Annotated in this window: 29 protein-coding genes and 3 tRNA genes; 12 read left to right on the forward strand and 20 right to left on the reverse strand. The window is 58.3% G+C overall.

Annotation, left to right across the window (positions count from 1 at the left end):
• Positions 1 to 596 precede the first annotated feature (596 nt).
• Both ABH944_RS14465 and ABH944_RS14470 read left to right on the forward strand, forming a co-directional pair.
• Positions 597 to 743, forward strand: a complete 147-nt coding sequence (locus tag ABH944_RS14465; protein WP_165936517.1) for a hypothetical protein — start codon at positions 597 to 599, stop codon at positions 741 to 743.
• 259 nt (positions 744 to 1,002) lie between these two features.
• Positions 1,003 to 1,611 (forward strand): chorismate mutase, encoded by a 609-nt coding sequence (locus tag ABH944_RS14470; RefSeq protein WP_404607234.1) that lies wholly within the window; start codon positions 1,003 to 1,005, stop codon positions 1,609 to 1,611.
• Here the strand turns inward: ABH944_RS14470 and ABH944_RS14475 are convergent.
• On the reverse strand, positions 1,608 to 2,753 hold the full coding sequence (locus ABH944_RS14475; RefSeq protein ID WP_404607236.1) for an exonuclease domain-containing protein: 1,146 nt from the start codon (positions 2,751 to 2,753) through the stop codon (positions 1,608 to 1,610). The genes ABH944_RS14470 and ABH944_RS14475 overlap by 4 nt on opposite strands.
• Before the next feature lie 399 nt (positions 2,754 to 3,152).
• Here ABH944_RS14475 and ABH944_RS14480 point away from each other — a divergent pair, with 399 nt between their 5' ends.
• Both ABH944_RS14480 and ABH944_RS14485 read left to right on the forward strand, forming a co-directional pair.
• Positions 3,153 to 3,410 carry a hypothetical protein gene (locus ABH944_RS14480; protein WP_404607352.1) on the forward strand — a complete coding sequence of 86 codons (258 nt, stop codon included), beginning with the start codon at positions 3,153 to 3,155 and terminating at the stop codon, positions 3,408 to 3,410.
• 548 nt (positions 3,411 to 3,958) lie between these two features.
• Entirely contained in the window at positions 3,959 to 5,104 is a 1,146-nt protein-coding gene (locus ABH944_RS14485; protein ID WP_404607237.1) for a porin, read from the forward strand.
• Positions 5,105 to 5,201: 97 nt separating this feature from the next.
• On the opposite strand, the gene greB is transcribed toward ABH944_RS14485, so the two are convergent.
• Positions 5,202 to 5,762, reverse strand: coding sequence for a transcription elongation factor GreB (greB, locus tag ABH944_RS14490; protein WP_404607238.1), 561 nt, complete (start codon positions 5,760 to 5,762; stop codon positions 5,202 to 5,204).
• A gap of 139 nt (positions 5,763 to 5,901) precedes the next feature.
• Between greB and ABH944_RS14495 the strand changes: the two genes are divergently transcribed.
• Together ABH944_RS14495 and ABH944_RS14500 are read left to right on the forward strand one after the other, a co-directional pair.
• Positions 5,902 to 5,978: transfer RNA gene (locus ABH944_RS14495), tRNA-Arg, on the forward strand.
• Between the two features lie 77 nt (positions 5,979 to 6,055).
• A tRNA-Arg gene (locus ABH944_RS14500) sits at positions 6,056 to 6,132 on the forward strand.
• Between the two features lie 132 nt (positions 6,133 to 6,264).
• On the opposite strand, the gene ABH944_RS14505 is transcribed toward ABH944_RS14500, so the two are convergent.
• From ABH944_RS14505 to ABH944_RS14525, 5 genes are all read right to left on the reverse strand, one after another.
• Entirely contained in the window at positions 6,265 to 6,756 is a 492-nt protein-coding gene (locus ABH944_RS14505) for a phage protein NinX family protein (RefSeq protein ID WP_404607240.1), read from the reverse strand.
• 122 nt (positions 6,757 to 6,878) lie between these two features.
• On the reverse strand, positions 6,879 to 9,311 hold the full coding sequence (locus ABH944_RS14510; RefSeq protein WP_404607242.1) for a RelA/SpoT family protein: 2,433 nt from the start codon (positions 9,309 to 9,311) through the stop codon (positions 6,879 to 6,881).
• Positions 9,312 to 9,373: 62 nt separating this feature from the next.
• The gene (gene rpoZ / locus ABH944_RS14515; protein ID WP_031359151.1) at positions 9,374 to 9,577 is read right to left on the reverse strand and encodes a DNA-directed RNA polymerase subunit omega; all 204 of its coding nucleotides are present in this window, start codon (positions 9,575 to 9,577) and stop codon (positions 9,374 to 9,376) included.
• 57 nt (positions 9,578 to 9,634) lie between these two features.
• The gene (gene gmk / locus ABH944_RS14520; RefSeq protein WP_097261609.1) at positions 9,635 to 10,300 is read right to left on the reverse strand and encodes a guanylate kinase; all 666 of its coding nucleotides are present in this window, start codon (positions 10,298 to 10,300) and stop codon (positions 9,635 to 9,637) included.
• Positions 10,301 to 10,307: 7 nt separating this feature from the next.
• Positions 10,308 to 11,240, reverse strand: a complete 933-nt coding sequence (locus ABH944_RS14525) for a YicC/YloC family endoribonuclease (protein WP_404607244.1) — start codon at positions 11,238 to 11,240, stop codon at positions 10,308 to 10,310.
• Between the two features lie 368 nt (positions 11,241 to 11,608).
• On the opposite strand from ABH944_RS14525, the gene rph reads away from it, so the two are divergent.
• The 5 genes from rph to ABH944_RS14550 all read left to right on the forward strand — a co-directional run bounded on the left by rph (position 11,609) and on the right by ABH944_RS14550 (position 15,660).
• The gene (gene rph, locus ABH944_RS14530; protein WP_404607353.1) at positions 11,609 to 12,355 is read left to right on the forward strand and encodes a ribonuclease PH; all 747 of its coding nucleotides are present in this window, start codon (positions 11,609 to 11,611) and stop codon (positions 12,353 to 12,355) included.
• Positions 12,348 to 12,977, forward strand: a complete 630-nt coding sequence (gene rdgB, locus ABH944_RS14535) for an RdgB/HAM1 family non-canonical purine NTP pyrophosphatase (protein WP_404607245.1) — start codon at positions 12,348 to 12,350, stop codon at positions 12,975 to 12,977. The genes rph and rdgB overlap by 8 nt, the downstream gene beginning before the upstream one ends.
• Positions 12,974 to 14,221, forward strand: coding sequence for a radical SAM family heme chaperone HemW (gene hemW / locus ABH944_RS14540; RefSeq protein ID WP_404607247.1), 1,248 nt, complete (start codon positions 12,974 to 12,976; stop codon positions 14,219 to 14,221). The genes rdgB and hemW overlap by 4 nt, the downstream gene beginning before the upstream one ends.
• A gap of 46 nt (positions 14,222 to 14,267) precedes the next feature.
• Positions 14,268 to 15,458 (forward strand): MFS transporter, encoded by a 1,191-nt coding sequence (locus ABH944_RS14545; protein ID WP_404607249.1) that lies wholly within the window; start codon positions 14,268 to 14,270, stop codon positions 15,456 to 15,458.
• Between the two features lie 112 nt (positions 15,459 to 15,570).
• Positions 15,571 to 15,660 (forward strand) — tRNA-Ser (locus tag ABH944_RS14550).
• Between the two features lie 991 nt (positions 15,661 to 16,651).
• Here the strand turns inward: ABH944_RS14550 and ABH944_RS14555 are convergent.
• The 7 genes from ABH944_RS14555 to ABH944_RS14585 all read right to left on the reverse strand — a co-directional run bounded on the left by ABH944_RS14555 (position 16,652) and on the right by ABH944_RS14585 (position 20,171).
• Positions 16,652 to 16,870 carry a hypothetical protein gene (locus tag ABH944_RS14555; protein ID WP_404607250.1) on the reverse strand — a complete coding sequence of 73 codons (219 nt, stop codon included), beginning with the start codon at positions 16,868 to 16,870 and terminating at the stop codon, positions 16,652 to 16,654.
• Positions 16,871 to 17,985: 1,115 nt separating this feature from the next.
• Positions 17,986 to 18,453 carry a hypothetical protein gene (locus ABH944_RS14560; RefSeq protein WP_404607251.1) on the reverse strand — a complete coding sequence of 156 codons (468 nt, stop codon included), beginning with the start codon at positions 18,451 to 18,453 and terminating at the stop codon, positions 17,986 to 17,988.
• Entirely contained in the window at positions 18,450 to 18,872 is a 423-nt protein-coding gene (locus tag ABH944_RS14565) for a hypothetical protein (protein WP_404607252.1), read from the reverse strand. Before ABH944_RS14565 ends, ABH944_RS14560 begins: the two co-directional genes overlap by 4 nt.
• The gene (locus ABH944_RS14570) at positions 18,865 to 19,080 is read right to left on the reverse strand and encodes a hypothetical protein (RefSeq protein ID WP_404607253.1); all 216 of its coding nucleotides are present in this window, start codon (positions 19,078 to 19,080) and stop codon (positions 18,865 to 18,867) included. The genes ABH944_RS14565 and ABH944_RS14570 overlap by 8 nt, the downstream gene beginning before the upstream one ends.
• Complete coding sequence (locus tag ABH944_RS14575; protein ID WP_404607255.1) at positions 19,073 to 19,405, reverse strand: hypothetical protein; 333 nt, start codon at positions 19,403 to 19,405, stop codon at positions 19,073 to 19,075. Before ABH944_RS14575 ends, ABH944_RS14570 begins: the two co-directional genes overlap by 8 nt.
• The gene (locus tag ABH944_RS14580; RefSeq protein ID WP_404607257.1) at positions 19,398 to 19,682 is read right to left on the reverse strand and encodes a hypothetical protein; all 285 of its coding nucleotides are present in this window, start codon (positions 19,680 to 19,682) and stop codon (positions 19,398 to 19,400) included. Before ABH944_RS14580 ends, ABH944_RS14575 begins: the two co-directional genes overlap by 8 nt.
• A 51-nt stretch (positions 19,683 to 19,733) precedes the next feature.
• A complete protein-coding gene (locus tag ABH944_RS14585) occupies positions 19,734 to 20,171 on the reverse strand; it encodes a hypothetical protein (protein WP_404607258.1) in 438 nt (145 codons plus the stop codon).
• A 93-nt stretch (positions 20,172 to 20,264) separates the two neighbouring features.
• On the opposite strand from ABH944_RS14585, the gene ABH944_RS14590 reads away from it, so the two are divergent.
• On the forward strand, positions 20,265 to 20,522 hold the full coding sequence (locus ABH944_RS14590; RefSeq protein WP_404607259.1) for an Arc family DNA-binding protein: 258 nt from the start codon (positions 20,265 to 20,267) through the stop codon (positions 20,520 to 20,522).
• A gap of 438 nt (positions 20,523 to 20,960) precedes the next feature.
• On the opposite strand, the gene ABH944_RS14595 is transcribed toward ABH944_RS14590, so the two are convergent.
• The 6 genes from ABH944_RS14595 to ABH944_RS14620 form a co-directional block, all read right to left on the reverse strand.
• Positions 20,961 to 21,533: a DUF2335 domain-containing protein gene (locus ABH944_RS14595; protein ID WP_404607260.1), complete on the reverse strand. Its 573-nt coding sequence runs from the start codon at positions 21,531 to 21,533 to the stop codon at positions 20,961 to 20,963.
• Positions 21,493 to 21,828 carry a hypothetical protein gene (locus ABH944_RS14600; RefSeq protein WP_404607262.1) on the reverse strand — a complete coding sequence of 112 codons (336 nt, stop codon included), beginning with the start codon at positions 21,826 to 21,828 and terminating at the stop codon, positions 21,493 to 21,495. The genes ABH944_RS14595 and ABH944_RS14600 overlap by 41 nt, the downstream gene beginning before the upstream one ends.
• A 219-nt stretch (positions 21,829 to 22,047) precedes the next feature.
• Positions 22,048 to 22,533: an AP2/ERF family transcription factor gene (locus ABH944_RS14605; protein WP_404607263.1), complete on the reverse strand. Its 486-nt coding sequence runs from the start codon at positions 22,531 to 22,533 to the stop codon at positions 22,048 to 22,050.
• A gap of 2 nt (positions 22,534 to 22,535) precedes the next feature.
• Complete coding sequence (locus ABH944_RS14610) at positions 22,536 to 23,276, reverse strand: hypothetical protein (protein ID WP_404659404.1); 741 nt, start codon at positions 23,274 to 23,276, stop codon at positions 22,536 to 22,538.
• A gap of 245 nt (positions 23,277 to 23,521) precedes the next feature.
• On the reverse strand, positions 23,522 to 25,381 hold the full coding sequence (locus tag ABH944_RS14615) for a hypothetical protein (RefSeq protein ID WP_404607265.1): 1,860 nt from the start codon (positions 25,379 to 25,381) through the stop codon (positions 23,522 to 23,524).
• A complete protein-coding gene (locus ABH944_RS14620) occupies positions 25,378 to 25,587 on the reverse strand; it encodes a DNA-binding protein (RefSeq protein ID WP_404607267.1) in 210 nt (69 codons plus the stop codon). Before ABH944_RS14620 ends, ABH944_RS14615 begins: the two co-directional genes overlap by 4 nt.
• Positions 25,588 to 25,951 lie beyond the last annotated feature (364 nt).

The following is a 25,951-nucleotide window of genomic DNA, read 5'->3' on the forward strand; positions in this document are numbered from 1 at the left end:
ATCCGCTCGCCACATTGCCCCGAGCGGTTAACTTAACGTAACACCTTAGGTTAACAACGATTAAGTGACTGCTCACTCAGCGCAAATCGAACATTTCACGTCGCCTCGCCGATGCTTAGGATTTATCCAATTTGCGAACATGAGCTTGTGTGCATATGTGCGCTTGCGGACACATTGAAGAGAGGAAATTCCCTAAAAGATAATAAACCGGTCAACCGCGCGCATTTACTGCCGTTATCAATATCAGGAGGGGTGCGTTATATGGCGTGAAGTGCGGCTTGCGCCACCTCAGGCAACACCCGAGTCGCATAGGGTTGAGTTTGAAACGTCTTGCGAAATAGTTACCGCAAAGCAGCATATGGCATCGGTAATAGAGTTAACCACGAATAGCCGCTTTGCGCCGGGAAGGAAGGGACGGCAGTGAATTGGGTCATCGGGAAACACAAACGTCGCCATTAACTGTGACGTGCCTGAGTCATCCGACTGGTGTTCCGTTAAAGCAACAGAGCAACCGGTAAAAGTTCCAACAGCGCATTCGGCGCTAGCAGGAAGCCAGAGTCGAGATTGATAATCGACCCATACAAGGAGAGAAAGTGATGGACGCCAAGCCGACCAAAATCCCGACACCCGACAAGGTGCAATGTCCGGATCAAGAACCGGTCGCAGTTGAATTTCTCGCGGAATTGCCCGAACACGTCCGGGCTTTCTTCGACGAACAGCGCAACCTGTGCGATTCGAAGTAATTGCTGGAACTTGCCGGCGTGCGTTCAACGCATGTGAGCGTCATGCGGTCTTTTTGCGGACCTCGGGCAGGCTGCGGTTTTTGCACGCTTGAACAGCGCGGCATCACTTACTGGCGATGCCGCGAAGGCGCGCAAGCATGGCGTTGAGCCACGCCAACTGAATTAACACGAACCAGGATTGCCAATCTTGCGTCGCGCTGCATGATTGCCGCGAACACGATGGGTTAAGCTGCAGATCTTTGCACGCCATCGGTCACTCATGCTTTCCACTCGCTTCTCACGCACTCTGCGGGCCATTGCCTCATTGCTCGCTGTCTCTTCACTTGTCGCCCTAAGCCAGTCGGCCGCTCGCGCTGATGGCGACGACACGCCCTTCACCAATCTCATCGCATTGTCGTCACAACGGCTGGCGCTCGCAGAGCCGGTCGCGCGCTGGAAATGGGCGCACCACGAACCGATCACCGATCAACCCCGTGAAGCCGCGCTGCTGACCGGTATCAATAATCGCGCGAAGTCCGCCGGTATCGACCCGGCATTTGCGCAGCTGTTCTTTCGCGATCAGATAGAAGCGAGCAAGGACGTGCAGAACGCCCTCTTCAATAACTGGCGGAAGTCACATGCCCCCGAAGGGACCCCACCGGATCTTGCCCTCGATACCCGGCCGAAGCTCGATAGCGTGACCAACGCGTTGCTCTCCGCGCTAGCTGGCGTCGAGCCGCTGCGCCATGCCGACGACTGCCCGCTGCGGCTGGCCGACAGCATCGCGCGCTGGAAACATCTTACCCGCTACGATTCCGCCCAGAACGCGCCGCTCGCGCGCGCGTTGGCGCACGTGTGCGCATCGGGCGGCGTGGGCGCGGTCGGCTAGACCGGTTCGCCCGACAAGCACGGCGTGGCCGCGAGCGGCACAATTGTCAGTCCGCGCGACAGCCGTTCGCTGAGGATTCGATACGTCGATAACTCGAAGCCTGCCGCAGGCGCCGCGGCTCGCAGCTGCGCGGCTTCGGCGAGTGACCCGGCCATGCCGAAATAATGCCAGGCGTCGACCACATGCCACACGCGTGCGCAGGTGGCCGCATCTGTTTCCTCTATCGCGATGGCGCCCGGATACGTCCAGGGTGCATGGCTCGGGTCATCGCGGCGCGCTTTGGACAGCCGGTTATGTGCCGGACGCAGCCGCGCGACCGAGCGCCCTTCCGCCAGCATCGCCCCGATCTCGCCGCCGGTCGCGGTCCATTCCACTCGCCGGACGAGTTCCGCGAGCCGCAGATCCTTCGCCGAGCGTTTCGGACCCGACAGATGTGCACGCACCCGCTGGCGCAAGCGCACACTTCGCCCGACATACAGTGGCGCATCGTCCTCGCCATAGAACACATAAATGCCGCAGCCGGCCGGAATCTGTTCGATGGTGTCCTCGTCGATATCGCCGGCAAGCCGGAAACGTCGCGCGACCTGTTCTATATAGCCATGCAGGACATCGGTGGAAAATGCGCGATGCAGATGCTGCCAGAATTGCCAGAGCAGATCGGCGTCGGCCAGCGCGCGGTGGCGGGCAGCAGGAACAAGCGCGTGCCGCTCGATCAGCGCGTCGAGCCCATGCCGGCGCTCCGCCGGATAGATGGCGCGCGACAACTGCACCGTGCACAGCACGTCGGGCTGGAACTTGATGCCGGCACGCTTGAACTCGCTGCGCAGAAAGCCGTGATCAAACCGGGCGTTGTGTGCAATAAACAGCCGCCCATCGAGGCGGGCCAGCAAATCATGCGCGATGGATTCGAACGTTGGCGCGTTGCGCACCATCGAATCGCTGATACCAGTGAGTTGCTGGATGAAGAACGGAATCGGCTGCTCCGGATTGACGAGCGAACTCCACTGCGTCACACCGGCCGGCCCGACCTCGACCACCCCGATTTCAGTAATGCGATTCACGCCGAAGGTACCGCCCGTCGTTTCGAGGTCGACGAAAACCAGCGGTTCTGAACTGACTATATTGGCAACGATTGGGAGCACAGCGCTGACCGCTAAAAGAGGAATGGACGCGATCCGCGCAGTAAGACGGCGTATCGATCGAACATTTTAGCTCACGTCCATTCGAGCGCGGCCGATTGGACGCTCCTGCCCCCAGCCACACCGGCTACGCCGCGTTCAGACGCACGGGCGGCGCGGACCACGAGCGGATCCGTATGAATCTCCATTTACGAGGGTTTAAAAAGAAACAACCGGTCGTAATAATCCGGGATTTAAACCCTCCAGATCCGCCAAAAGGAAATATTTACTTGGTTTGTAACTGCTCTTATCCAATCGTAAGCGTTTACGAGTCTTGTTACCGAAACGAGCTATCGGCATCATAAAAGAGTACCGCAAGCACTTTTAAAGGAGGTCATTGCTGTGACGACCGAACTCAAAAGCATGTTTTCGTGGATCAGGACGTTGGTAGCGCCCCAGGCAGTATTGGAATCGCATTCAGCTCTGGATTTCGATCCGGCATGGCACGGCGATCACTGGCAGAACCTGTTGTCCTCGCCAATGGATGCACGCCGTTATGTAATGGAAGACTGGACAATATCGAGTTCGCCTGCATTCGATAACAACGAGGCTGCGGAATCACCCGCAGTTGAGAATGAAGCCGAAGCTATCCGGGAAGAAGAACTGGAAGCGGTTAACTAGGCAAACAGCGCCTGACGCGGGTTCAGCACCTGAGTCCGTTCAGGCAAAAAAAAGCGCGACTGGGAAGTCGCGCCGACAAGGTTTGGAGATCTTTTCCGTCAACGAAAAAGTCTGCTTTGGAAAGCAGCAATTGAAGTATAACGGCGCAACATCTCGCAATCATCAACAGATCTGGCAATCATCTATTGCGGTTCCGTCAACAATCCCCTTTTAGGATTATTGGCGTTGTATTTTAACGATAGCGCATGTAGCAATTGCGCAACGACGCCCTGTTGACACTCTGCATTAACTCCCGCCATTCCCCCGCGAAGCCTTATCTATAAAGGCTTGGAGCGCGTTTCTTAATCATTGCCGATCGCAGAATACTTTATTGCGGAAATCGGAATGCCACCGCTGTAACACCGTCTTTACACTTCGTCTGGTCCGGAAACGACTGTGTCTTCTGTTGGCACATGAAATCACCTGACAGCGCCTCTCGCAGCGCGTCGGAGTGAAGGTTTCCTTCAAGCCTGGGTTGTCAGACCCAAATTGCTCTCGGAGTTACAAAGATGAAAAAGACTCTCATGGTCGCCGCCCTGTCGGGCGTGTTTGCAACCGCTGCTCACGCTCAAAGCAGCGTGACGCTGTACGGTTTGATCGATGCTGGCCTGACGTACACGAACAACCAAGGCGGCTCACATAACTTCAAGATGACCAGCGGCTCGGTAAATGGCAGCCGTTGGGGCCTGCGCGGTTCTGAAGACCTCGGTGGTGGCCTGAAGGCAATCTTCACGTTGGAAAACGGCTTCAGCATTGCTAACGGCACGCTGGGTCAAAGCGGTCGCGAGTTCGGCCGCCAAGCCTTCGTTGGTCTGTCGAGCACCCAGTACGGCGCAGTCACGTTGGGTCGTCAGTATGACTCCGTGGTCGACTATCTCGGCCCGTTGGCTCTGACCGGCACGCAATACGGTGGCACGCAGTTCGCACACCCGTTCGACAACGACAACCTCGACAACTCGTTCCGTATCAACAACTCGGTCAAGTACCAGAGCGCGAACTACGCCGGCTTCAAGTTCGGCGCGCAGTACGGCTTCTCGAACCAGCAAGCTGGCTTCTCGAACAACCGTGCTTACAGCGTTGGCGCATCGTATAACTACGGTCCGTTGAACATTGCTGCTGCGTACTTGCAACTGAACAACGACATCTCGGGCGGCGCGCTGACCAACACGGCAAACGGCGCTGTGACCGGCGACAACACGTTCGTCGCAGGTCTGCAACGCACGTTCGGTGCTGGCTTGAACTACGCGTTCGGCCCGGCAACGGTTGGTTTCGTGTTCACGCAAACGAAGCTTGAAGACGCAGTCGGCATCTCGGCTGGCGCGATCAGCGCATCGAACGGCGTGAATTTCACGAGCAACTACGCTCGCTTCAACAACTATGAGTTGAATGGCCGTTACGCACTGACCCCGGCCCTGAGCCTGGCTGGCGCGTACACGTACACGGACGCACGCCTCGATGGCCAGAAGCCGTCGTTCCATCAGTTCAGCCTGCAAACAGCTTATTCGCTGTCGAAGCGCACGGACGTGTACCTGCAAGGCGAATACGTTCACACGATCGACCTGAGCAACGGCCTGGGCGCACCGATCACGGGCGTAGGCATGTCGTCGACCCCGAACCAAGTCTCGGCAACGGTTGGCATTCGTCACCGCTTCTAAGTCTTGTTCAAGGTTGTACCGATGTGAAAAAGGCGCCGCTTGCGGCGCCTTTTTTTCGTCCGGAGTTTCCTGGCGTGATTGCTTCGGGTGAAGCGTCTCAGGTTTTGGGCGGATAACGCACATCGAGGATATCGATCTGCTGGATACCGGCCGGCGTATGCAGCGTGACCGTATCGCCAACTTTCGCCTTGAGCAAAGCGCGGGCGATAGGCGAAATCCAGCTTACGTGCCCGACGTCCAGATTCACTTCGTCCACGCCCACGACAGTCACCGTGTGCACTTCCCCGTCGTCACCCGCGTATTCCACCGTGGCGCCGAAAAACACCTGGTCGACATTTTCCTGCCGGCTGCTGTCCACCACTTCCGCCAGGTCAAGCCGCTTCGTCAAAAAGCGAATCCGACGGTCGATTTCCCGCAACCGCCGCTTCCCGTAGATATAGTCGCCGTTTTCCGAGCGGTCGCCGTTGGACGCCGCCCAGGAAAGCAGTTTCACGACATCCGGCCGCTCGACATCCAGCAGATGCAGCAGTTCGTCGCGCAGGCGCTGGTGCCCTGCGGGCGTGATGTAATTCTTGGTGCCGGGAGGGACGCCCGGCGGTTGCTCGAGATCGAGATCGTCGTCGCTCTCGTCCGATTCCTTTACAAATGCTTTGTTCATGGTGCAAACCGCTCAAAATAACGTGATGAGGAGCGAGATAGCTCCTCTGCACGGTAACACGAAGGAGATCGGCATTACAGAAATCGAGGCCTAACCCTTCCTTTTTTGGGAGAGCTTGGCTATACTCTTGGTCTCGCGTGCGGCTGTAGCTCAGATGGATAGAGTACTTGGCTACGAACCAAGGGGTCGTGGGTTCGAATCCTGCCAGCCGCACCACTTCTTCAAAGCGTTTAGTTGTTTTGTTTCAAGCAAGCGTTTCCTGTCTCGGCTTTTTGTATTACCCTGCTTCATGCGCGGCTGTAGCTCAGATGGATAGAGTACTTGGCTACGAACCAAGGGGTCGTGGGTTCGAATCCTGCCAGCCGCACCAGTTTTAGAAGGGCCTTCCTCACGGAAGGCCCTTTTTGTTTGTGGGAGCGGAAAGCGGCGCGCAGGTCGAGCGGGTTTACCGCTGGCGGCAGGGGTACTCCGCCGAGCCTTCAAGAGCGCAGCCAAGGCAGGCTTACTGTCGCGCGGTCGATCCAATATCGCCGATACGACCGTCCGGCAACGGCGCATCTTCAACCGTCGCGGCCGCGCTCGGCTCTTCCAACAGTTCCGCCCGTTCCCCGAGCAGCATTTGCGAACGATGCGGAAACTCGTCGTCCACTGTATCCCCGAACGCATGCAGCAGAAACGCTCGCAGCAACGCGATGCGCAACGACGCCCCGCGCCCTTCCACTTGCGCACCGGTCTTCCCGAATATCGCCGTGCACACAACTTCGCCGCGTCCGTGGTCGTTCATCTCGAGCCGACACGCGCGCTCCAGCACGACAGACGCCGCTTCCCACGACGTCGACGGCAGGAAGCGCCCATCCCATGCCCGGCCACGGTCGTTGCCGCGGATGGCGAGCGTCTGGCCGCCATCGGTAAAATGAATTTCGCGGATGAAGTCATGCAGCCCGCGCGCGACCCAATAGTCGAGCTCGGCGCCTTCCAGTTCTGATGTTTTCATAAGTGCCCCTGTGTACGCAGAATGGGTACAGGCACGCAGGTCGCGTTCCAACGCCAGCGGATCGAGCTCGGACCCAGACTCAGGCCGCGCCGGCCGCTGCGCCAGGGGGCGAACCCCAGGCGTTAATAATCGCCGCGTTCGCGATCGATCCGCATGCCGCCTTCGGTGTTGCGATGATGCGGCTCGTCACTCGGCCGCTCACGCGCGATGCGCATTACGTCCGGGTTCGTGCGCACGCGCCGCATGACGTTCGCCAGATGCACGCGATCGCTGACCTGGATCACGAAACGCAGCACGGTGGATTCCTGCGTCACGTCCTCGTCCATGGCGATATGGACAATGTTGGCATCGGCGGACGTGATATCAGCCGCTACGCGGGCAAACACGCCCTTCGACGTGCTGACGAGCACCTTGATGGAGACGTCGAACAAGCGGCCCGGCTGCGGCGCCCAGGCTACGTCAATCCACCGACCCGGATCGCGCTTGTGAATCCGCTGGGCCACACGGCATTCGGTGGTGTGGATCGCCATACCCAGCCCAATGCCGATGTAGCCCATGATGTCGTCGCCGGGAATCGGGCGGCAGCAGGCGGACAGCTGCACCGACATACCCTCGGTGCCGGTGATCACGACCGGCGGTGCGGTATTCGTGCTGAAGCTCTCGCGCGGGGAATCGTCGTCGTCGCGGCCAGTCATCAGCACTTCGATTCGCTTCGCCATGACGGCAGCCACGCGCCGGCCAAGGCCGATATCCGCGAAAATTTCCTGACGGCTCTTGTTGCCCGTCCATTGCGCCAGCCTTTCCCAGACTTCAGGCGTCACTTCGGACAACGCCAGGCCATAGCCCTTGAGGCTTTGATCGACGAGCCGCTCGCCCAGTTGCACCGACTCGTTCAAGCGCATGGTCTTGAGATAGTGGCGGATGGCCGAACGCGCCTTGCCCGTACGCACGAAGCCAAGCCACGCGGGATTCGGCTTCGAATAAGGCGCCGTGATCACTTCCACAATGTCGCCGCTCTTCAATTCGGTGCGCAGCGGCAGCAACTCGTTATTGATCTTCACCGCGACGCATTGATTGCCGAGGTCGCTGTGAATGGAATAGGCGAAATCCAACGCCGTCGCGCCGCGCGGCAGCGGCATGATCTTCGACTTGGGCGTGAAGACGTAGACCGCATCGGGGAACAGGTCGATCTTGACGTGTTCGAGGAATTCGCTGGAATCCCCGGCTTCGCTCTGGATGTCGAGCAACGACTTGAGCCACTGGTGCGCGCGCTTTTGGACGTCGTTCAGATCTGCGCCACCATTCTTGTAAAGCCAATGCGCGGCCACGCCCGCTTCCGCGATTTCGTGCATCTTGCGCGTGCGGATCTGGAACTCGATTGGCGCACCGAACGGGCCCACCAGCGTGGTGTGCAACGACTGATAGCCGTTCACCTTCGGAATGGCGATGTAATCCTTGAACTTGCCCGGCACCGGTTTGTACAGCGCGTGCAGCGCGCCAATGCACGTATAACATTCGAGCGCGGTATCCACCACCACGCGAAAGCCATAGACGTCGAGCACTTGCGAGAACGACAACTGCTTGTCGCGCATCTTCTTGTAGATGCTGAAGATGGTTTTCTCGCGGCCGGTGACGTCGGCCTTGATTTTCGCGTCCGCAATGGTGCGCTGAACCGCTTCCAGGATCTTGCCCACCACTTCGCGCCGGTTGCCGCGCGCGGCCTTCACGGCGCGCTCGAGCGTGGCATACCGATGCGGATTGAAGTTCGCGAAGCTCAGGTCCTGCAGCTCGCGATACGTGTTGTTCAGACCAAGCCGATGCGCAATAGGCGCATAAATGTCGATGGTTTCGCGCGCCACGCGACGCCGCTTTTCCGGCGGCACCGCACCCAGCGTGCGCATGTTGTGCAGCCGGTCTGCCAGCTTGACGAGAATCACGCGGACGTCGCGCGCCATGGCGAGCAGCATCTTGCGGAAGTTTTCCGCCTGCGCTTCCTCGCGATTGCGGAACTCCATCTTGTCCAGTTTCGACAAGCCATCGACAAGTTCTGCAACCTTCGGCCCGAAACGTTCCGCAATCTCGGTCTTCGTCACGCCCTGATCTTCGATCACGTCATGCAGCAACGCCGCCATGATCGATTGATCGTCGAGTTTCCAGCTGGCGCAGATTTCCGCGACCGCCACCGGATGCGTGATGTACGGCTCACCGCTCTGGCGATATTGCCCGAGATGGGCTTCATCGCTGAAATGGAAAGCCAGCTTGACCTGCTTGATTTCTTCCGGCGAAAGGTACGCGGCCAACTCGGTGGTCAGTTTCGCGATGGAAACTACGTCGTGGCGGCGCGGTTTTTCCGGTGTGGCAGTTGGCCCGAACAGATGGCGAAACGATTGTTCGAGGACTGCGTCGATGTACTTGCGCGCCGCCGAGGGCGAATCGGCATCATGAGCAGTGTCATGATCGTGCGCGTGGTCTTCGGGATGTGACCCGGAATGATGCTCTGTACTGAGGACGTCGTGATGCGGGTCCACAGAGACGGACGATGGAACAGGATTCAAGGTCGCCTCCGTGGTTAGCTGACGCGGTTAGTGACAATGCGCGTAGACGTCCGGACCGGCTATCAGACCGGCACCTTCTTCAACATCTCGACACCGACCTGACCGGCTGCGATTTCGCGCAGCGCAACAACAGTCGGTTTGTCGCGGCTTTCGATCTTCGGCGTATGGCCTTGAGCGAGCTGGCGCGCACGGTACGTTGCTGCGAGCGCGAGCTCGAAGCGATTGGGGATCATTTTCAGACAGTCTTCGACGGTGATGCGGGCCATGGTTGATTCCTTCTTGATATGTTCTTCATTCTACCTTATGTGACCGGAAAGCCCCGTTCACTCGGCGTGCGGCGAGTGTATGCCTAACTCGACAAACAACTGCGTATGACGGGCGTACTGTGAACCGAAACGTAGCCGTGTGGCAGCAACGAGACACTGCAACTCGCCGAGCGCGCGCTCGAAGTTCTCGTTGATCAGCACATATTCGGCTTCCGGCGCATGCGCCATCTCGCTGCCGGCCGCCAGCAAACGGCGCACGATGACGTTCGGAGCGTCCTGGCCGCGCTTCTTCAAGCGTTCTTCGAGCGCATCCAGAGACGGCGGCAGGATAAAGATTTCCACTGCGTTGCGAAAGCGTTTCTTGACCTGTTGCGCGCCTTGCCAGTCGATTTCAAGCAGCACGTCGTGGCCGCTTTTCATCTGCTCTTCAATCCATACGCGCGACGTAGCGTAGTAGTTGCCATGCACTTCCGCGCTTTCGAGGAACTCGCCGGCGGCGTGGCGCGCCATGAAGTCATCGACGGAAGCGAAATGGTATTGAACGCCATCTTGCTCGCCCGGACGCGGTTCGCGCGTCGTGTACGACACAGACAGGCGGATCGCCTGGTCCTGCGCGAGCAGCGCGTTGACCAGCGTCGACTTGCCGGCGCCCGAGGGCGCCACGACCATGAACAGGTTGCCCGGATAAACCCCGGCGTAGGTGTTGCGTTGTGCGTCGTTCATAGCAGCGTTACTCCAGGTTTTGCACTTGCTCGCGCATCTGTTCGATGAGCAATTTGAGCGTCATCGACGAATCCGCCAATTCTTTCGCAGCCGCCTTCGACCCGAGCGTGTTCGCTTCGCGATTCAACTCCTGCATCATGAAATCGAGCCGCTTGCCCACTTTCCCGCCCTTTTGCAGCACGTGACGTGTTTCCGTGAGATGCGCGGAGAGACGCTGCAATTCCTCCGTGATGTCGATACGGATGCCGTACATGGTCACTTCCTGGCGAATCCGTTCCGCAATCTCCTCGCGCGGAATGCTGGTTTGCGTGCCTTCCGGCGATGCAACCCCCAGCGCGTCCTGCAAACGCTCGACAATTTTCTGCTGATGCTTCGTGATCAGTTCCGGCACCAGCGGCGTGACCCGGGCAACGATCGCCTCCATTTCCGTCACGTTCGCGATCAGCACCGCGGCGAGCGCGGCGCCTTCGCGGGCACGGACATCGATGAGTTCGGTAATCGCCTGCTTGCCACACGCGAGCACCGCGTCGCGCAGCGTTTCCGCCGATACCCCGCTCTCCGACAAAATGCCCGGCCAGCGCAGGATTTCGCCGGTGCGCATGCGTTCGGCATCGGGGAAGATATCGAGCACCGAGCGCTCGAGCGCGGCCAGTTGCGACAGCGCATCGCGATTGAGCACGCCCGCAATGGTGGTCTGCTCCGCGCGATTCAGGTTGATCCGGATATCGACCTTGCCGCGCGACAGCTTGTTCATCATCATTTCGCGCAATTGCGGCTCACAGGCGCGCACGTCTTCGGGCATGCGGAAATTCATGTCGAGAAAGCGCGAATTCACCGTGCGCAGTTCCACCGATACCCCGACGCCCGAGCCATTGGCGCCCGCACCGTCCGACGCTACTTCGCGCGTTGCGCTGGCATAGCCTGTCATGCTGTAGATCATTGTCGCGTCCGTGATTGAAGGCCGTGGCGGCTTCGCTGCTTGCTTGCGTGTTACTTGTTGCTTGCTTGGCTGCTTGCGCGGCACGGCCAGTTCGCTTCGAAACGCCCGGCGTGAAGCTGCACGAGAATGGCAGGCAATGTTGGCCGGGCGAGGAAGCTGGCATTATCCCATTTTTGCCGATCCCGCCCGGGGAAACGCAATGCCGCAATGCGGCGGATGAAGATCAATACGGGACGCTGCCCCGGACGCTCGCTCCGATTGCGGATAAAATTCGAACCTTGGCGCGATTTTTACGCTTTTTTTACCGCGCGCCCAAGCTCCTTTCACTGCATTTCTTTCACTTTGCCTCCTCCATGACCGACTCCACGCTGAACCCGTCCGCCCCGTTCAATCGCCCGAGCGGCCGTCGCGCGGACCAATTGCGCGACGTGCGCATCACGCGGCATTACACGAAGCATGCGGAAGGGTCAGTTCTCGTCGAGTTCGGCGATACCAAGGTGATCTGCACCGCGAGCATTTCCGAGCGCGTGCCCGAATTCCTGCGCGGACGGGATCAGGGCTGGCTGACGGCCGAATACGGCATGCTGCCGCGTGCCACCAATACCCGTAACGACCGTGAAGCGGCGCGCGGCAAGCAAACCGGCCGCACGCAGGAAATCCAGCGCCTGATCGGACGCGCACTGCGTTCCGTGTTCGATCTGAACAAACTGGGCGCGCGCACGCTGCATATCGACTGCGATGTGATCCAGGCCGACGGCGGCACGCGCACGGCAAGCATCACGGGCGCGTTTGTCGCGGCCCACGATGCGGTCACCAAGCTGCTGGCCGCCGGCAAAATCGCGGAATCGCCGATCAATCAATTCGTCGCGGCAATCTCGGTGGGCGTGTACAACGGCCAGCCGGTGCTCGATCTCGACTATGACGAAGACTCGCAGTGCGACACCGACATGAACGTCGTGATGACCGGCGCCGGCGGTTTCGTGGAAGTACAGGGGACGGCCGAAGGCGTTCCGTTCACGCGCGCCGAAATGAACGCGCTGATGGATCTGGCGCAAAGCGGTATTGAAACGTTGATCGCGAAGCAGAAGGTCGCGCTGGAGCTGCTCAGTGTCTGATTCTGATTCCCTGAGCGCGCTGGGACGCGTCGTACTCGCGTCCAATAACCCGGGCAAATTGCGCGAGTTTGCAGCGCTGCTGAGCACGGCCGGCATCGATCTCGTGACGCAGGGCGAACTGGGCGTGTCCGAGGCCGAGGAACCACATGTGACGTTCGTCGAGAATGCGCTCGCGAAGGCGCGGCATGCATCGGCGGCAACCGGATTGCCCGCGCTCGCCGACGATTCCGGCCTGTGCGTGCACGTGTTGCGCGGCGCTCCCGGTGTGTATTCGGCGCGTTATGCGCAATTGCTCAACGGCGGCGAGAAAAGCGACGCCGCCAACAACGCGCGGCTCGTGAAGGAACTCGCCAGTGAAACCGATCGCCGGGCGTATTTCTTCTCCGTACTCGTGCTGGTGCGCCATGCCGACGATCCGGAACCGCTGATTGCGGAAGGCCGCTGGCACGGCGAAGTCATCGATACCCCGCGCGGCGCAAACGGCTTCGGTTATGACGCGCATTTCCTGGTGCCGTCGCTCGGACAGACTGCCGCCGAACTCGATCCCGCCGTGAAAAACGACAGCAGCCATCGGGCAATTGCGCTTCGCCATCTGTTGGCCCGGTTGAAGGAAGTATCGTGACGGCCAGCTCCAGTGGTCCTCAGACGATCAACGTGGTCAAGGCGTTCACGTCGCCGGGCAGTATCCGGCTGACGTCGCTGCCTCCGTTGTCGTTGTACGTGCATTTCCCGTGGTGCGTGCGCAAATGTCCGTATTGCGATTTCAACTCGCACGAGTGGAAAGGCGAAACCTTTCCCGAGGATCGTTACCTCGATGCCTTGCGCGCCGATCTCGAGCGCGCATTGCCCATGGTGTGGGGCCGCCAGGTGCACACTATTTTCATTGGCGGCGGCACACCCAGTTTGCTGTCGGCGAAAGGACTGGACCGACTGCTTTCCGATGCCCGCGCGCTGCTGCCGCTCGACGCCGACGCCGAAATCACGCTTGAGGCTAATCCCGGTACGTTCGAAGCCGCGAAGTTCGCGCAATTCCGGGCGAGCGGCGTGAACCGTTTATCGATAGGCATTCAAAGTTTCAACGAGCAGCACCTGAAGGCGCTCGGCCGGATTCACGATGCAAAGCAAGCACGTCAGGCGGTGGAAATCGCGGCAAGGAACTTCGATAACTTCAACCTCGACCTCATGTTCGCGCTGCCCAGGCAGACCCTGGACGAATGCCGGGCGGACATTGAAACAGCGATCAGCTTCGCGCCGCCGCATTTGTCGCTGTATCACCTGACGCTCGAACCGAACACGATGTTCGCCAAGTACCCGCCGCCCGTTCCCGACGACGACGCGTCCGCCGACATGCAGGACTGGATCCACGAGCGCACGGCTTCAGCAGGGTATGAGCGCTATGAGGTGTCGGCCTATGCGAAGCCGCACAGGAAGAGCCAGCACAACCTGAACTACTGGCGCTTTGGCGACTACCTCGGCATTGGGGCAGGCGCGCATACCAAGCTATCGTTTCCGCAGAAGATCGTGCGGCAGGTGCGTTACAAACATCCGGGAACGTACATGGACGAAGCGCTTGCCGGCGCAGCGGTGCAGGAAGAGCACGAGGTCGGGCCGCGCGACCTGCCATTCGAATTCATGCTGAACACGTTGCGGCTCGTGGAGGGGTTTCCGGTGCACTCGTTCAACGAACGAACCGGGCTTGCGATGTCCGCGATCGAGCCTGGACTAGTGGAAGCGGAACGTCGTGGCTTGATCACGCGTGATATTGAACGCATTGCGCCAACGCAGCGCGGGCAGGATTTTCTCAACGACTTGCAGGCGCTCTTTCTCAGGGACACGCCCTCTATAAAGATCAGGGAAGATCGTTAAATTGGACGCGCCCGCCCCCGCCCCGGCCCTGACCGCCAGTTCCGTCATGCGACACCGGCCCTTCGCGCTCTTCTGGAGCGCGCGGGTGATGTCATCGGTTGCGTTCCAGATGATGTCGGTCGCCATTGGTTGGCAGATCTACTCAATTACGCATAGCGCGTTCGCACTCGGACTCGTCGGCCTCTCGCAATTCCTGCCGATGTTCATGCTCACCCTGCTGGTCGGCCATGTGGCGGACCGCTACGACCGCCGCACGATCGCGTTCGTTTGCCAGGCGATCCAGGGCATGGCTGCATTGACGCTGTGCATGGCGGCGTGGCGCGGGATGACCAGTCAGGGGCTGATCTATCTGATCGCGGCAGTCGCTGGGTCGGCACGCGCGTTCGAGTCGCCGTCCATGTCCGCGCTTTTACCCAACCTGATTCCACGCGCCCAGTTGCAGTACGCGACCGCGTGGTCGACGTCGGCGAACCAGACCGCACAGATCCTCGGACCGGCAATGGGCGGTCTGCTCTACGGCCTCGGGGCGCTTACCGTGTACGGAGCGGTGGCGGTGGCATTCATCGGCGCGGCAGTATTGTTGTCATCGATAAAAATTGAACAGGTGGTGAGAACACGCACGCCGCTGACGCTTGAGTCGCTCTTTTCCGGCATCGCTTTCATTCGACGCAAGCCGGTGATCCTGGGGGCGTTATCGCTGGATCTGTTCGCGGTATTGCTTGGCGGCGCGACCGCGTTGCTGCCCGTTTTCGCTCGCGATATCCTGCACGCCGGTCCGTGGGCACTTGGCGTATTGCGTGCGGCGCCCGCGGTGGGCGCCCTGACCGGATCGATTTATCTCGCGCACTTTCCGCTGCGGCGACGGGCCGGGACGGCGCTGTTCGGCGGCGTGATCGCGTTTGGCATCGCAACGATCGTGTTCGGGTTATCGCGGAATTTGTACATTTCGCTGATCGCGCTGGCCGCGCTCGGCGCCTCCGATGTGATCAGCGTCGTCGTACGCATGTCGCTCGTTCAACTGCAAACGCCCGACGATATGCGAGGACGCGTGGGGGCCATCAATTCGCTGTTTATCGGGACGTCGAATCAGTTGGGCGAGTTCGAGTCGGGGATGACGGCTGGGCTGTTCGGCGCGGTGCCGGCAGTATTGATTGGCGGTGTAGGAACGATCGCCGTCGCGTTGCTATGGATGCGGTTGTTTCCGGGTTTGCGGGCGACCAGGTCACTGGAAGGGTGAGGTGGTTTTGCTTGCTGGACGCGGGGGAAAGTTGCGCTACAATACGCGCCTTGCCGGAAAGGTGTGGCGCGGTTTGATTGCACTTTTCCCGGTATTGCTGTGTGTGAAACGTGGAAGCGTGGCCGAGCGGTTTAAGGCACTAGTCTTGAAAACTAGCGACGGGGTGACTCGTCCGTGAGTTCGAATCTCACCGCTTCCGCCACAGAGCCTTATCTCATAAGGCAGACAGCCTCCCATCTGGTTATACCCGCCAAACGTCCCGCCAATCGACAAAGTGTTGTTCCGACGCAAAACTGCGCTCAGTGAACAGTACCGAAATCGGGACTCTTCTATCACCAAAGCCTCCCGAAAACGGTACCGTTGCCTTCACCAAAGGTAGGCATTGGTGTAGACGCATCACCGTCTACCGGCGCGTCTCCGGGGCGGTCCCCCAATCGGGGGACACCTACCCCGTGGAAATCACGGGACAAGTTCGGGGACTTCCGGTGCTAGCACCATGCTCGCACGTGCCTAGCAGATGCTAAGCATTCGCGTTCGAAACGCGGCTTCTGCGATCAAGTCGTAAAACTCCGAACGGATTTCCAATCTGATTGGGCAAAGTAAACCAGATTTGAAATCTGACCCTGGCCGGATGCTCCAAGCATTGCTTCAAGGACTCCATGACGACTCCTTGAGCCCTCCTTGAAGGACGGTTCAAATGTCCTGCTACGGGACATTCTGAACGTGGCGGCGAGTCACATTTAATCGACGTCCTTCGAACTACCGGGAATTCGGTAGTTAAGATGCCGCCAGATCTGGCTTTTGCCGTGTTCGAGCCTAAGCAGGAATTCCGGCTTAGGTCTAATTACGGGAATTCCCGGTAATTGCAAACGTCTCCCCCCACTGGGGGGTTGTTCACTGAGCGCAATACTGCGCCGGCGCAGAGTTAGGCCTGGGTGGAATCGGATTCCACTCGATCGAGCAGCTGCTGACTTCTTAGCAGCCGCTCGCGGATGCTACGGGCGTCCTACAAGCAGCCTTGAATGATCGACCACAAGTCGCGGTTCGAATCGCGGTTCGTTATGCAGCGCGGATCGCCGCGATTGAACTGACGCCGATGGCGGAGGTTCTATGCAACGGCTCGCAACGCACTGCAACGCAAGGCACCGAAGTAACGCTGCGGGCGTTACCAGAGCGTTACTGTCACGTGACGGCTATTGCTCAATGTACTGGCGCCACTCCGGAAATTGCTCGAAAAAGCTTTCGTCAACGTAGACCAGATACCGGATAGGCGAACTCATATTCGTGGTTTTTCCGGGATCAGGGAATGAAGTCAGGCGAGGGTCAATACCACTACTGCTCGTCCAGGCAGTCAGGTCATCTGAAAAGGATGCAACTTCCTCGCGCGGCACGTGCAATATGATCGGGTTCACGGCAGATCCTCACTTGGCATTTGCCAAGTGACCATGTTGGCAAATTGCCTTCTAACTTGGAAGGCATTTTCTGTGGACTGAGACCGTTATGTGTAACGGTGACGCGTCAGTGACGCAGCGTGACGCGTGAACTCACCGTGAAGCCACCGTTATCTCACGGTTGCTCTTTCGGCAACTGGGTTGCTGATTCGGCAACCAAGGGGCATCGATGGGCCTTCGAAGGGGGGATATAAGGGGGGTTACCAAATCGGTAATGGGGGGGTACTGAAACGGTAACCCTTGAATGCCCGTTGCGCGGGTATTTCGAAAACAAAGAGCCCGCTGAGTAACGGGCTCTTGGCCATTCTTTTCGCGATTTTCAGCGGCCAATTTTTTGGCCGAAATTTTTGGCGATTTTGCGCCGCGCGCCCCTTTTACCCTTTTTTTACCCTCTTAACAGAGTAAAACCAGCAAAGGCTTTGCTCCCCGAGATGTTGCCCCCTACCCCAGAGCGGTCTCCGTGGTAGAAGGAATAGGCTTTTGCTCCCCTTTCTGCGGCGTTTTATCAGCGGTCGATCGAGCCCCCGCTTTACCCTTATTGGCCACGCCACTGCCGGCCCACGAGATACGGAATTGCACCGGCCAAACTTCGGCGACGTCTCGAATTACCAGTTTTTTGGGTGGCGGATGGTGCGCTACGTGTTTCTTCGTCTGTCGGCCCATGCAGGCCCAGTGACATTTTCCCGGACGAAAGGATTAAACCGTCCGGTGCGCCAAAAGCAAAAACCCCGAGAATGCTTTGCTGGGGCATGGGCTTGGCGAGCCAGGCAACTGAGATCCCCACATGGTCGACGCAACCAATAGATCCAAGCTGCCATAACAAGCCCCAGCAAAACTCTCTCGGGGTTCGATCGTGCAACGTCTATCTTGTGGATGTCCAGTTGCCATACCGGACCGACTAATAGTATTGAATATTCGTCGTGCACGCAAGAAAGATCGTTCGGAATGCAGATAAAACTATTTGATATAGATTCCCGCGTACGCGTGTGGCGGGATGCATGGCGGGTGTGGCCAAAGGATCGCTCCCAAGCGCCTACAGAGCATTGATTGAGGGCGGACTATTCCTCCGCCTACCCTCAATAAACTTCATCATTCGCTGCCGCTTGGTTCACGAAACGGCGAAGCTGCCAGTCGCGGATGTGCACAAGCGCCTCGGCCCACTCCTGTGGCGAGAGCGTGCGCCAGTCCGGCTCAGGTTTCGGCCAGACGCGCTTAACCCGGAACTCATCGATATCGTTCCACGCCGGTGCCGTCGGATTGGCCGTCGATGCCGGCGTGTACAGCGCGACGAAGGCGGCCAGGTTCGCGAGCTTTGCCAGCTCGTGGATCACGCCCGTAGGCTTCTCCTGGCCGATGTCCATCGCTACCTCAACCAACGCGAGCGGCAGCTTTCCCGAGTGGCCGTATTCGATGAATAACACGCTATCGAGATCGGCCATGGTCAGGGTTCGCGCCTGGCGATGATCGAGAAACCGACTGATCGATTTCTCTCGATGCCAGACGCCGTAGGCCCGATCGCGGATGAGGTAGCGCTCAGGTGTCATCGCATCTCCCGCGACGCCGGCTTATCCAACGCACGCTCAAGGATTGCATCCAGGTCACGCCTTTTCTTCAGGCGCTCTAAGCGCTCGACCTCTCCAGCGCAATTCTTCTTCCGCACCTCCTCTTCTGTGAAGACTCCCTGCGAAACCCCGATGACTCGTATGGCCCTCAAGAGATGCCAATTATGTTCTTCCCTGTCTCGAACCTCATCCGCAGCAAGTTTCAAAAAACCCGCAACCAAGCGCAGATCGTTCTCTAACCGAAGTGCTTTTTCTGCAGCGGTCTCAGGTTTCAGATATTTTTTCCTTTCCAATCGATCTACCACGCTCACTACCTTTGCAAGCGGAACGTTTGGTATCGGCCGCTCGCGGCGCCGGCCGGCTTTGCGCGGAGCGCCGATGATGTGGACATTACTAGACATTGGTTACCTCCGCGGCGATTTGCCTGATACGGTCGACGAGGTCGACGGCCAACCACAAAACCGTGTCCTGATCGCTTGAGCTACGTGAACGGAATGATTCTCCGTTTGGCCCGTAAGTGCCATTCAGCAGCGCCTTTAACTTCAACGCCTTGTCTTCGATTTCGTCGAAGCGTTCGAAATCGTTCGTCTCGTTGATCGGCTTATCCATGACTCGCCTCCATGTTCGCAGGGTACGTGTCGAGATCGCTCGCCATCTCGGTGAGTGCCAAGACCTCATGGGCCAGGTCGTCGAGCATCCAGATGACGTTGCGCTTGTGCGATTTGGCCAAGCTTTCGAACGCGTCGAAACCTTCTCCGTTTATGAGACATATGAGCGCACTGAGTTTGCCGGCCTGAGTCACAGCCCTCGCGCAAGGGGGTTCCATGCAATCGATGCTGGAAACGACGGTGTCGCCGTTGGTGTCGTAGGTGACGCGCACGCCGAAGCGCGCATGATCGGCGACGACAATTGGAGTCGGGGAGCTCTTAGACATGATTCATCTCGGAGAAGAAGGTATCAGCTTGCTGCTCCACGAATTCACCCTGCATGCGCGTGAGATCAATGCCGATTTGAACAAGTGAAACCACACGGGTTTTATCAAGGTTTCCGCCACTTTCGAGTTCACCCCTGATAACGAGAAACAACTGCTCGACGTTTAGAAACGCGTTGCTTGCCAGAAATAAGGCATCAGTAGCGCGGTTGCAAACCGCTTTATGTTCTGTACCCAAAACAGCGGCGGTTTCCTCGGGATTGCTTGTAAGCCGGTTCATGATTCGCCTCCAGATATCGATTGATAGAAGCCGCAAAGCGGCCTTTCTAGACTAGGCCGTCCGCGCGAACAGCGGCCATGCGGCGAGCGGGCGAACCGTTTGTTGCGACGTTTTCACTTCCGTCCGCTTGGCTGCAGCGATCAGTCGACGCGCCTCAGCCATCGACAGCGGCTCCAAACCCTTCACGGTGCCGCGGTGGGGTAGGAAGCGGAAGAACCTCGCGACGCCCTTCTCTTCCAGCACGAACGCATCGGGATCGAGGTCGAGTGAGTCAGTGACTGCAGCTTTCACAACCAGATCCCGACCATCGAGGCTCACGGTGCTACCGACGGTCCAGATCGACTTAACACGCTTGATCGACACGATTGCATCGAACGACATACCCATGGATTCGAGGTTGTCGATTGCCTGCTCTTGCGCGCCGTCCGGCCCGATGCCATCGACGGTCATCTGAAAGCCATCTGCGAAGGTGACGAGGTATTCGTTCATGGTGGTTCTCCGGGTTCGCTTGTTCAGCGCATGGCGGGAATATAGCACCGTGGTTCATTGCGTGCAAGCACCGTGGTGCATTAAAATGGAGACATGTCACGAGACGATCCGCAATTCAATCTTCGCGTTCCAGCTGATCTCAAGGGTCGGCTTGAACGCGCTGCAGCCGCAAGTAAGCGATCAATGACCGCGGAAGTACTCGCACGCCTAGAGGAGAGCTTCGATAACTCGGCAGGTAGCGAGAAGGCAGCGCCCATCGACACCAAGACGATGGATCTCTTCGCCGACGACGTCGCCGGCAGGGTCGTCAAGGCGCTGGATGAGCGGGAAAAGAAGCGAAAGAAGGTCTAGAATCTAAGCACCAGCAGTTTTCTGAGCCCGCCGCGCGCGGGCTTTCGCACATTCAGCTTACGAAACTGAGGTGCAAGATGGCACAAACAGCAAAACGACGTGCGGACCGCGGCCGGCTTCGGCACAATCGGCTTTATTGGTGGGGCCGCAAGCTCTGCGACGGACGTGAACTTGGCGCAGTAATCGACACACCCACGCCCTGCAGCTGCTGGATGTGCGGCAATCCGCGGCGGCATTTGAAAAAGGATAGGCTCTCTATCTGGGAGCAACGCTGGTTCCAAGAGATCGGCGACGAGAATAGCGGGCCAAGCTATGGCAGCCCTAGCAGCCGGCGAGCTGGCGCTCCGGATGGCTGCTAGGTGTTCGCGCTGCGAGGGGGTCAGGATAGCGCAGATATAAAAAAGCCCCGCTCGGAGCAGGGCTTGATTGCGCGATTATTCACTTTTCAGCGTCGTTCTCGTCTTCGTTATCCGCGTTGCTTTGCGCGTCATCTTTTGTTTTCCCTCTCAGATAGCCTGTTATAACCGCTACGAGCAACGTGCCGATAATCACTACCGAGACCCAAGGTTGTTTCATGTACCCAAAGATGAGCGCTGCCGCGATCCCGAAGACAACGAGGCCAGCCGCGAGGTACTGGGCGCGCTGGTCTTTGCTGGAATCGGCCGCGTTGTCTCTGCCTTGTAGCTCTACGACGCGCTCTTGGATGACCATCTGGCGTTCTTCCATACGCCTTTGGTGCTCGGCATTCGCTTGGAATTGGTCGAAGATTATTTTTGCTGCGCCAGGCAGAATTTGATCGTACTGCTGGACGTGCTTGGGATGAGGAGTGGGTCCGCTAAAGGACTCAGACATCATGATGCGCCGAACTTTCTCGGTGAGCCGCTTTTCTTCTTCTGCTACCTCGAACTTACCATCTTCAGTTTTGGAGGCGCTCCCCACGGGTAAAGGGAGCGCCTTTGCGTCAACATCATTATTTTCGCTTTGTTGTGGTTGCAGTGATTCGTCTGTCATGAGCGTCGCGGAACATACTTACAGATTGGTTCAACTGCTTGCCGGTAACAGCCCAGGCATGCGCGGTGGTGGCTTTTGATTTGGTTCCGTGGGACGTAATTTTTTTCGAATTACCGCGACGCGCGACGTCGAAAACCTCGGGGAAAGATTCTAAGATCGACGTGTACGCGTTTGAAAGGTTGCGTTTCATCGCTTCTCTCCGTGCCGCGCCCTTACGGGTAGCGGCGATACTTGCGAACATTTCTAGTGCTTTGACGGCATTGTAGCCCGAAAGTTTAGCGTCGCCTAAAGCCAAATGGAGTCCAGAGGGTGTTTTAAGACACTTTTCGGCTTGCCTTTCTATTTTGGGGCTTTGCAACCGGTTGCAAGATCCATGACAGCCCTGCGCAATTGATTGCGAAACACACGATACGGCCCTTTTTATCTCATTGGCGGAGCCTCTCTCCGCCACACAGCGCCTGTGAGCAAGGCAGAGCGACACGTCTGGGCGCCCTACCCGCCCTAGTCCCGCCAACTACGCTGGCGGCGATCCATAGCCAGCCAGTTCCTTCACAGCATCTAGATACGCTTGGCTTGCATCCTCCGGCGCATCGAAGGTTCCGAGATGCACGACCCTATTTCCGACACTCATCGTAGCCACGACCCGATTCTTCTGATGCGCACGTTTCACGCCCCGCGGCAAGTCGCGTGATGGCGTCCGCAAATCACGATTTACCTTGGCCCTCGTTGTAACGACCAGATTCGGCCGCCGATTGTCCAGACCATCCAAGTTCAAAAACCTCACTACATCCCCAGAGCCCGGCCGCATGATCTCCCTCTGCATCTGAACGCTTTGGAATCGACCGGTGACAGGGTTTTTCAAACTGCGATAGGCATACCAGGCATCGTCGAAAAACAAGCGTTTATCGCGCATCGCATACCACTTGAACTGCGATAGGTGTTCGTAATCCTCATCGTCGACGATCGCGACCTTACCCTGGGTGAGCGGGATCTCTTTCATGATCAATTGCTGATGTAGCAGCCACTAATCGTCAATATATTCCCGGCAGTGATTGCCGAGGTTGCGTCGTAGTAACGAATTGAAATCGTCGCGGTACCCGCGATCGCGAAAGCCTGAAGCATCTTGCCCGTAGATGCTGACTCATACCCCGCCACGACCACGGTTCCACCTGATCCGTTCAACGTTGAAGGAAGCGAGGCAATCACGAGACCACTGGCCGTCCCGACTGTCGTGATGGTTACGTTCAGTTCGAAGAAGACCAGTTTCCCGATGACGTAGTAATGTCCCGTGGCTGAAGTCGTTGTGAATGTACCCGACGATGCAGTAACAGTTGGCGTATAGCTCGTCGTTGCGGTGGGTGTAACGGCAGCGGCTGCTGCATTTGCAAATGTAGTGGTGGCAACTTGAGTGGTGTTTGTACCGGCCGTTGCTGTCGGTGCTGTCGCAGCTCCGAGCGCAGGCGCGTTAAGACTCGTGATATCTGTGTTTGCACCGGATGCCGCCGCGCCCAGATTCGTGCGCGCTGCTGCGGCCGTCGCAGCGTTCGTCCCCCCGTTTGCGACTGGCACCAGCGACGACCCGAGCATCGCTGTAAGCGCGGCTGCTTGCGTCACCTGGCCAGTTCCGCCGTTGGCGAAGGCAACGGTACCGGAGACATTCGATGCCACGACGGACATATTGCACACGAAGCCTGTGCCGGACGTCCATTGCAATGCGCTGGACGAGGTGCTGCAGCTCGGCATTGCGAAAGCGGTGGGACTCGCCGCCGACCCGCTGACGTTCGCGACGACAGTATTCGCTGCTTGCGCCGCCAGTGAGGCGGCTGAAACATTCCCCCACACAGCAGTACTTGTCGGCCCGCTCGATACGACGGCCTGTCCCGCCGTCGATCCTGCAGTATTGAGCGTAGAAACGGGGCTTGGCGTTGTCCCAAAACACACCAACGGAATTAACGCGAGAAGCGAAACAATAATTTTGCGCATGGGAATCAGGTCGCGTAATTGGGGTAGGTAACGCCGGCGAGATTGGTTCCGGCACCAACCGGAGCAACCGTATTGCCGACAAGATAAGGGCTGCCACCGATCGATAGCGTTGATCCGTTGGTAGCCAAAATGCCGTATTGCTGAGCTGTCGACCCGGCGACGTTGCCGGACGTGCCGCCCTGCACGATCATCCGGCCGGCGGCGTTGTAGATTCCGTTCATCTGGCCGGGCATCCCGGCGCCTCCATTGTTGGAACACGCCACACCCGTCAGCACGGTCATCGTCGCGGACGAATTAATCCCGTTCCAGGAGTGCCCGTTGTGATTGCCGCCCGAGATATAGACATCGTCATTGTTCGGGTCGATGTATATCCCGTTGCCCGTGTGCGTAGCAGGAGTTCCGAAGGCGGGCCCTGTCGCCCCAACGCCGCACTGTTCGGTGTAGTTGTTACTGAGGATGTGGCTCGTGCCGTAAGTCGACAGATAGATTTCCTGAGTACCGTCTCCACCGAAGAAGCTGTTGAATATTCTCAGTCCGTAGATTCCGCACGCCGCAGACCCGAATGCACCGAAACCCGCACCGACGTTGCCGTAGGAATTGATATTCACCATCGTCCCGACAGATGTGTTTCCAGACGACGCCTGAGAAATCAACGAATAGCCGTGTCGACCATTCCTCTGTGAGGTCAGGCTGAACCCGTTCCACTGGAGAGCGCCGCCAGTCGTAGGCTGCAGAAACTGGATTCCGTCGACATTGTTCTGCTGTGCAATGCAGCCTTCGATTCGCGAATAGTCAGTGACCGAGAGCACGAACCCGTTATAGCAATACTGCGCGAAGACGTTGCTGATCACGCCCTGGCTATTAGATGCGAGCCATTCGACTCCATTGCCTGTCACGCCTACATAAGTGGGCCGGGTTATGCCGAAGTCCCGAAGCTCCACCCCAGTCAAATATGGGGTTACGCTCACCGCGGCAGCTGCATTGTTTTGCACAAGGAAAAATGAGGCTTGCTTGCCTGCGCCCTGCAAGACAGTGCCAGGAGCGGATATTGTCGCCGGGCTCTCAATAATGCAGTTGCCGGGAGGAAACCAGAGGCTCAGCTCGCCAGAGGCAAATGCTTTATTTACTGCAGTCGTATCGTCGGTCGAGCCATTGATCTGGGCGCCAAAATCCTTCAGGCTCCACGTGTCGCCCATCTTCCCGTTGAGCGCGCGCGACATGCTATTCGGCGCGGTCGGAACGTATAGGATCTTGCTGGCGTTGATGTTTGCGCCTGGCGCGACTTGAAGATCCGTGACCGAAGAATTGGCCGGTGTGCCGATTGAGCGTGCGGGCCAGCCAATCAATACGACCTGCTGAATGCCAACCGGTACCGTCGGATTGAAACCAAGCGTTTGCCCGCTCAGCGTGTCATCGGTTTGAACATTTGCGTCGAACAGAACGAGGACGTTGTTGATGCTGCCGTACGTGCCAGCAAGCGTGATGCTGGTGCTGATTCCGGGAACAAACTGAGTGGCGCTCGCCGCGCCCATGGCTTCACTGGTGACCGTTTGCGATGGGCTGACCGTCCACGACGTACCTGAGCCGGCGGTGATGGTCGTATTGGCGGTAACGCCAGCTCCGTAGACCGTTTGACCGATCGCGATGGTGCCTGTTACGCCGCTGACAGCCAGTGCGGTTCCAGTGATCGATCCCGTGAATGTCGGGCCTGCGGTGAACGTCTCTTTAGCCGCGTTACCAGCGATGCCAGCCGCCAGTTGCGCGGGAGTCGCCGCAACAGATACGCCGTTTTGGCTCATAAAGATGAGGTCAGACGCCGTAACCGCTCCAGCACCCGGAAATTGATATAGCTGCTTCGTCGTCATGCGCGCGCCTCACTCGCAAGACGGCTTACCGCATCGGCAGGCCACAGCAGGCGCTTATTGGGCAGCCTGACTGGCTCCAGGCCCCAGTAGGTGCCCGTGACGGTCAAACGTTTGTAGATCGACTGCGGGCGCGTCTTGAGCAGCGCCGCCAGTTCTTTCGTGCCGATCATTGGCAATTCGGTCGCTGAAGATATCAAATCAGACATTAAGTACACCTAATCCAGCAGTGCGCGGGCTGAGACGTCTTTGCGCTTACTGCTGGGAAATCGGTATGGACTCAGCTTGATTTAGATACTATTGATCGCCTCTTTGAAAACGAAGGGTGTCCAAGTTTCAAACTCTTCGGCGGGAGAGTTGGCGGGTACGTCCCCCACTTCGGCAGGAGACTGTTTACCTGCTTGGCAGTACAGCGGAATGATCGTCCGCCGATCGCTTATTTCGCAAAAACCGCGCGACAACAGGAACGTTCGTCATCTAGACTCACCGAAAAATTCGATAACAAATCGGGGTAACGAATGGGGCAGAGAGAAGGGTTTGACGCAGATCAATCATCTGCTGGAGACACGGAGC

Source organism: Caballeronia udeis (assembly GCF_044909315.1).
Lineage (GTDB): Bacteria > Pseudomonadota > Gammaproteobacteria > Burkholderiales > Burkholderiaceae > Caballeronia > Caballeronia udeis_A.

Excerpts from the sequence above, each read along its gene's own strand:
- ABH944_RS14465 (WP_165936517.1), top strand. The coding sequence starts at position 597 with ATGGACGCCAAGCCGACCAAAATCCCGACACCCGACAAGGTGCAATGT.
- ABH944_RS14470 (WP_404607234.1), top strand. The coding sequence starts at position 1,003 with ATGCTTTCCACTCGCTTCTCACGCACTCTGCGGGCCATTGCCTCATTG.
- ABH944_RS14480 (WP_404607352.1), top strand. The coding sequence starts at position 3,153 with ATGTTTTCGTGGATCAGGACGTTGGTAGCGCCCCAGGCAGTATTGGAA.
- ABH944_RS14485 (WP_404607237.1), top strand. The coding sequence starts at position 3,959 with ATGAAAAAGACTCTCATGGTCGCCGCCCTGTCGGGCGTGTTTGCAACC.
- greB (WP_404607238.1), bottom strand. The coding sequence starts at position 5,762 with ATGAACAAAGCATTTGTAAAGGAATCGGACGAGAGCGACGACGATCTC.
- ABH944_RS14505 (WP_404607240.1), bottom strand. The coding sequence starts at position 6,756 with ATGAAAACATCAGAACTGGAAGGCGCCGAGCTCGACTATTGGGTCGCG.
- rpoZ (WP_031359151.1), bottom strand. The coding sequence starts at position 9,577 with ATGGCCCGCATCACCGTCGAAGACTGTCTGAAAATGATCCCCAATCGC.
- gmk (WP_097261609.1), bottom strand. The coding sequence starts at position 10,300 with ATGAACGACGCACAACGCAACACCTACGCCGGGGTTTATCCGGGCAAC.
- ABH944_RS14525 (WP_404607244.1), bottom strand. The coding sequence starts at position 11,240 with ATGATCTACAGCATGACAGGCTATGCCAGCGCAACGCGCGAAGTAGCG.
- ABH944_RS14545 (WP_404607249.1), top strand. The coding sequence starts at position 14,268 with ATGCGACACCGGCCCTTCGCGCTCTTCTGGAGCGCGCGGGTGATGTCA.
- ABH944_RS14560 (WP_404607251.1), bottom strand. The coding sequence starts at position 18,453 with ATGACACCTGAGCGCTACCTCATCCGCGATCGGGCCTACGGCGTCTGG.
- ABH944_RS14565 (WP_404607252.1), bottom strand. The coding sequence starts at position 18,872 with ATGTCTAGTAATGTCCACATCATCGGCGCTCCGCGCAAAGCCGGCCGG.
- ABH944_RS14570 (WP_404607253.1), bottom strand. The coding sequence starts at position 19,080 with ATGGATAAGCCGATCAACGAGACGAACGATTTCGAACGCTTCGACGAA.
- ABH944_RS14575 (WP_404607255.1), bottom strand. The coding sequence starts at position 19,405 with ATGTCTAAGAGCTCCCCGACTCCAATTGTCGTCGCCGATCATGCGCGC.
- ABH944_RS14580 (WP_404607257.1), bottom strand. The coding sequence starts at position 19,682 with ATGAACCGGCTTACAAGCAATCCCGAGGAAACCGCCGCTGTTTTGGGT.
- ABH944_RS14585 (WP_404607258.1), bottom strand. The coding sequence starts at position 20,171 with ATGAACGAATACCTCGTCACCTTCGCAGATGGCTTTCAGATGACCGTC.
- ABH944_RS14590 (WP_404607259.1), top strand. The coding sequence starts at position 20,265 with ATGTCACGAGACGATCCGCAATTCAATCTTCGCGTTCCAGCTGATCTC.
- ABH944_RS14595 (WP_404607260.1), bottom strand. The coding sequence starts at position 21,533 with ATGACAGACGAATCACTGCAACCACAACAAAGCGAAAATAATGATGTT.
- ABH944_RS14605 (WP_404607263.1), bottom strand. The coding sequence starts at position 22,533 with ATGAAAGAGATCCCGCTCACCCAGGGTAAGGTCGCGATCGTCGACGAT.
- ABH944_RS14610 (WP_404659404.1), bottom strand. The coding sequence starts at position 23,276 with ATGCCGAGCTGCAGCACCTCGTCCAGCGCATTGCAATGGACGTCCGGC.
- ABH944_RS14615 (WP_404607265.1), bottom strand. The coding sequence starts at position 25,381 with ATGACGACGAAGCAGCTATATCAATTTCCGGGTGCTGGAGCGGTTACG.
- ABH944_RS14620 (WP_404607267.1), bottom strand. The coding sequence starts at position 25,587 with ATGTCTGATTTGATATCTTCAGCGACCGAATTGCCAATGATCGGCACG.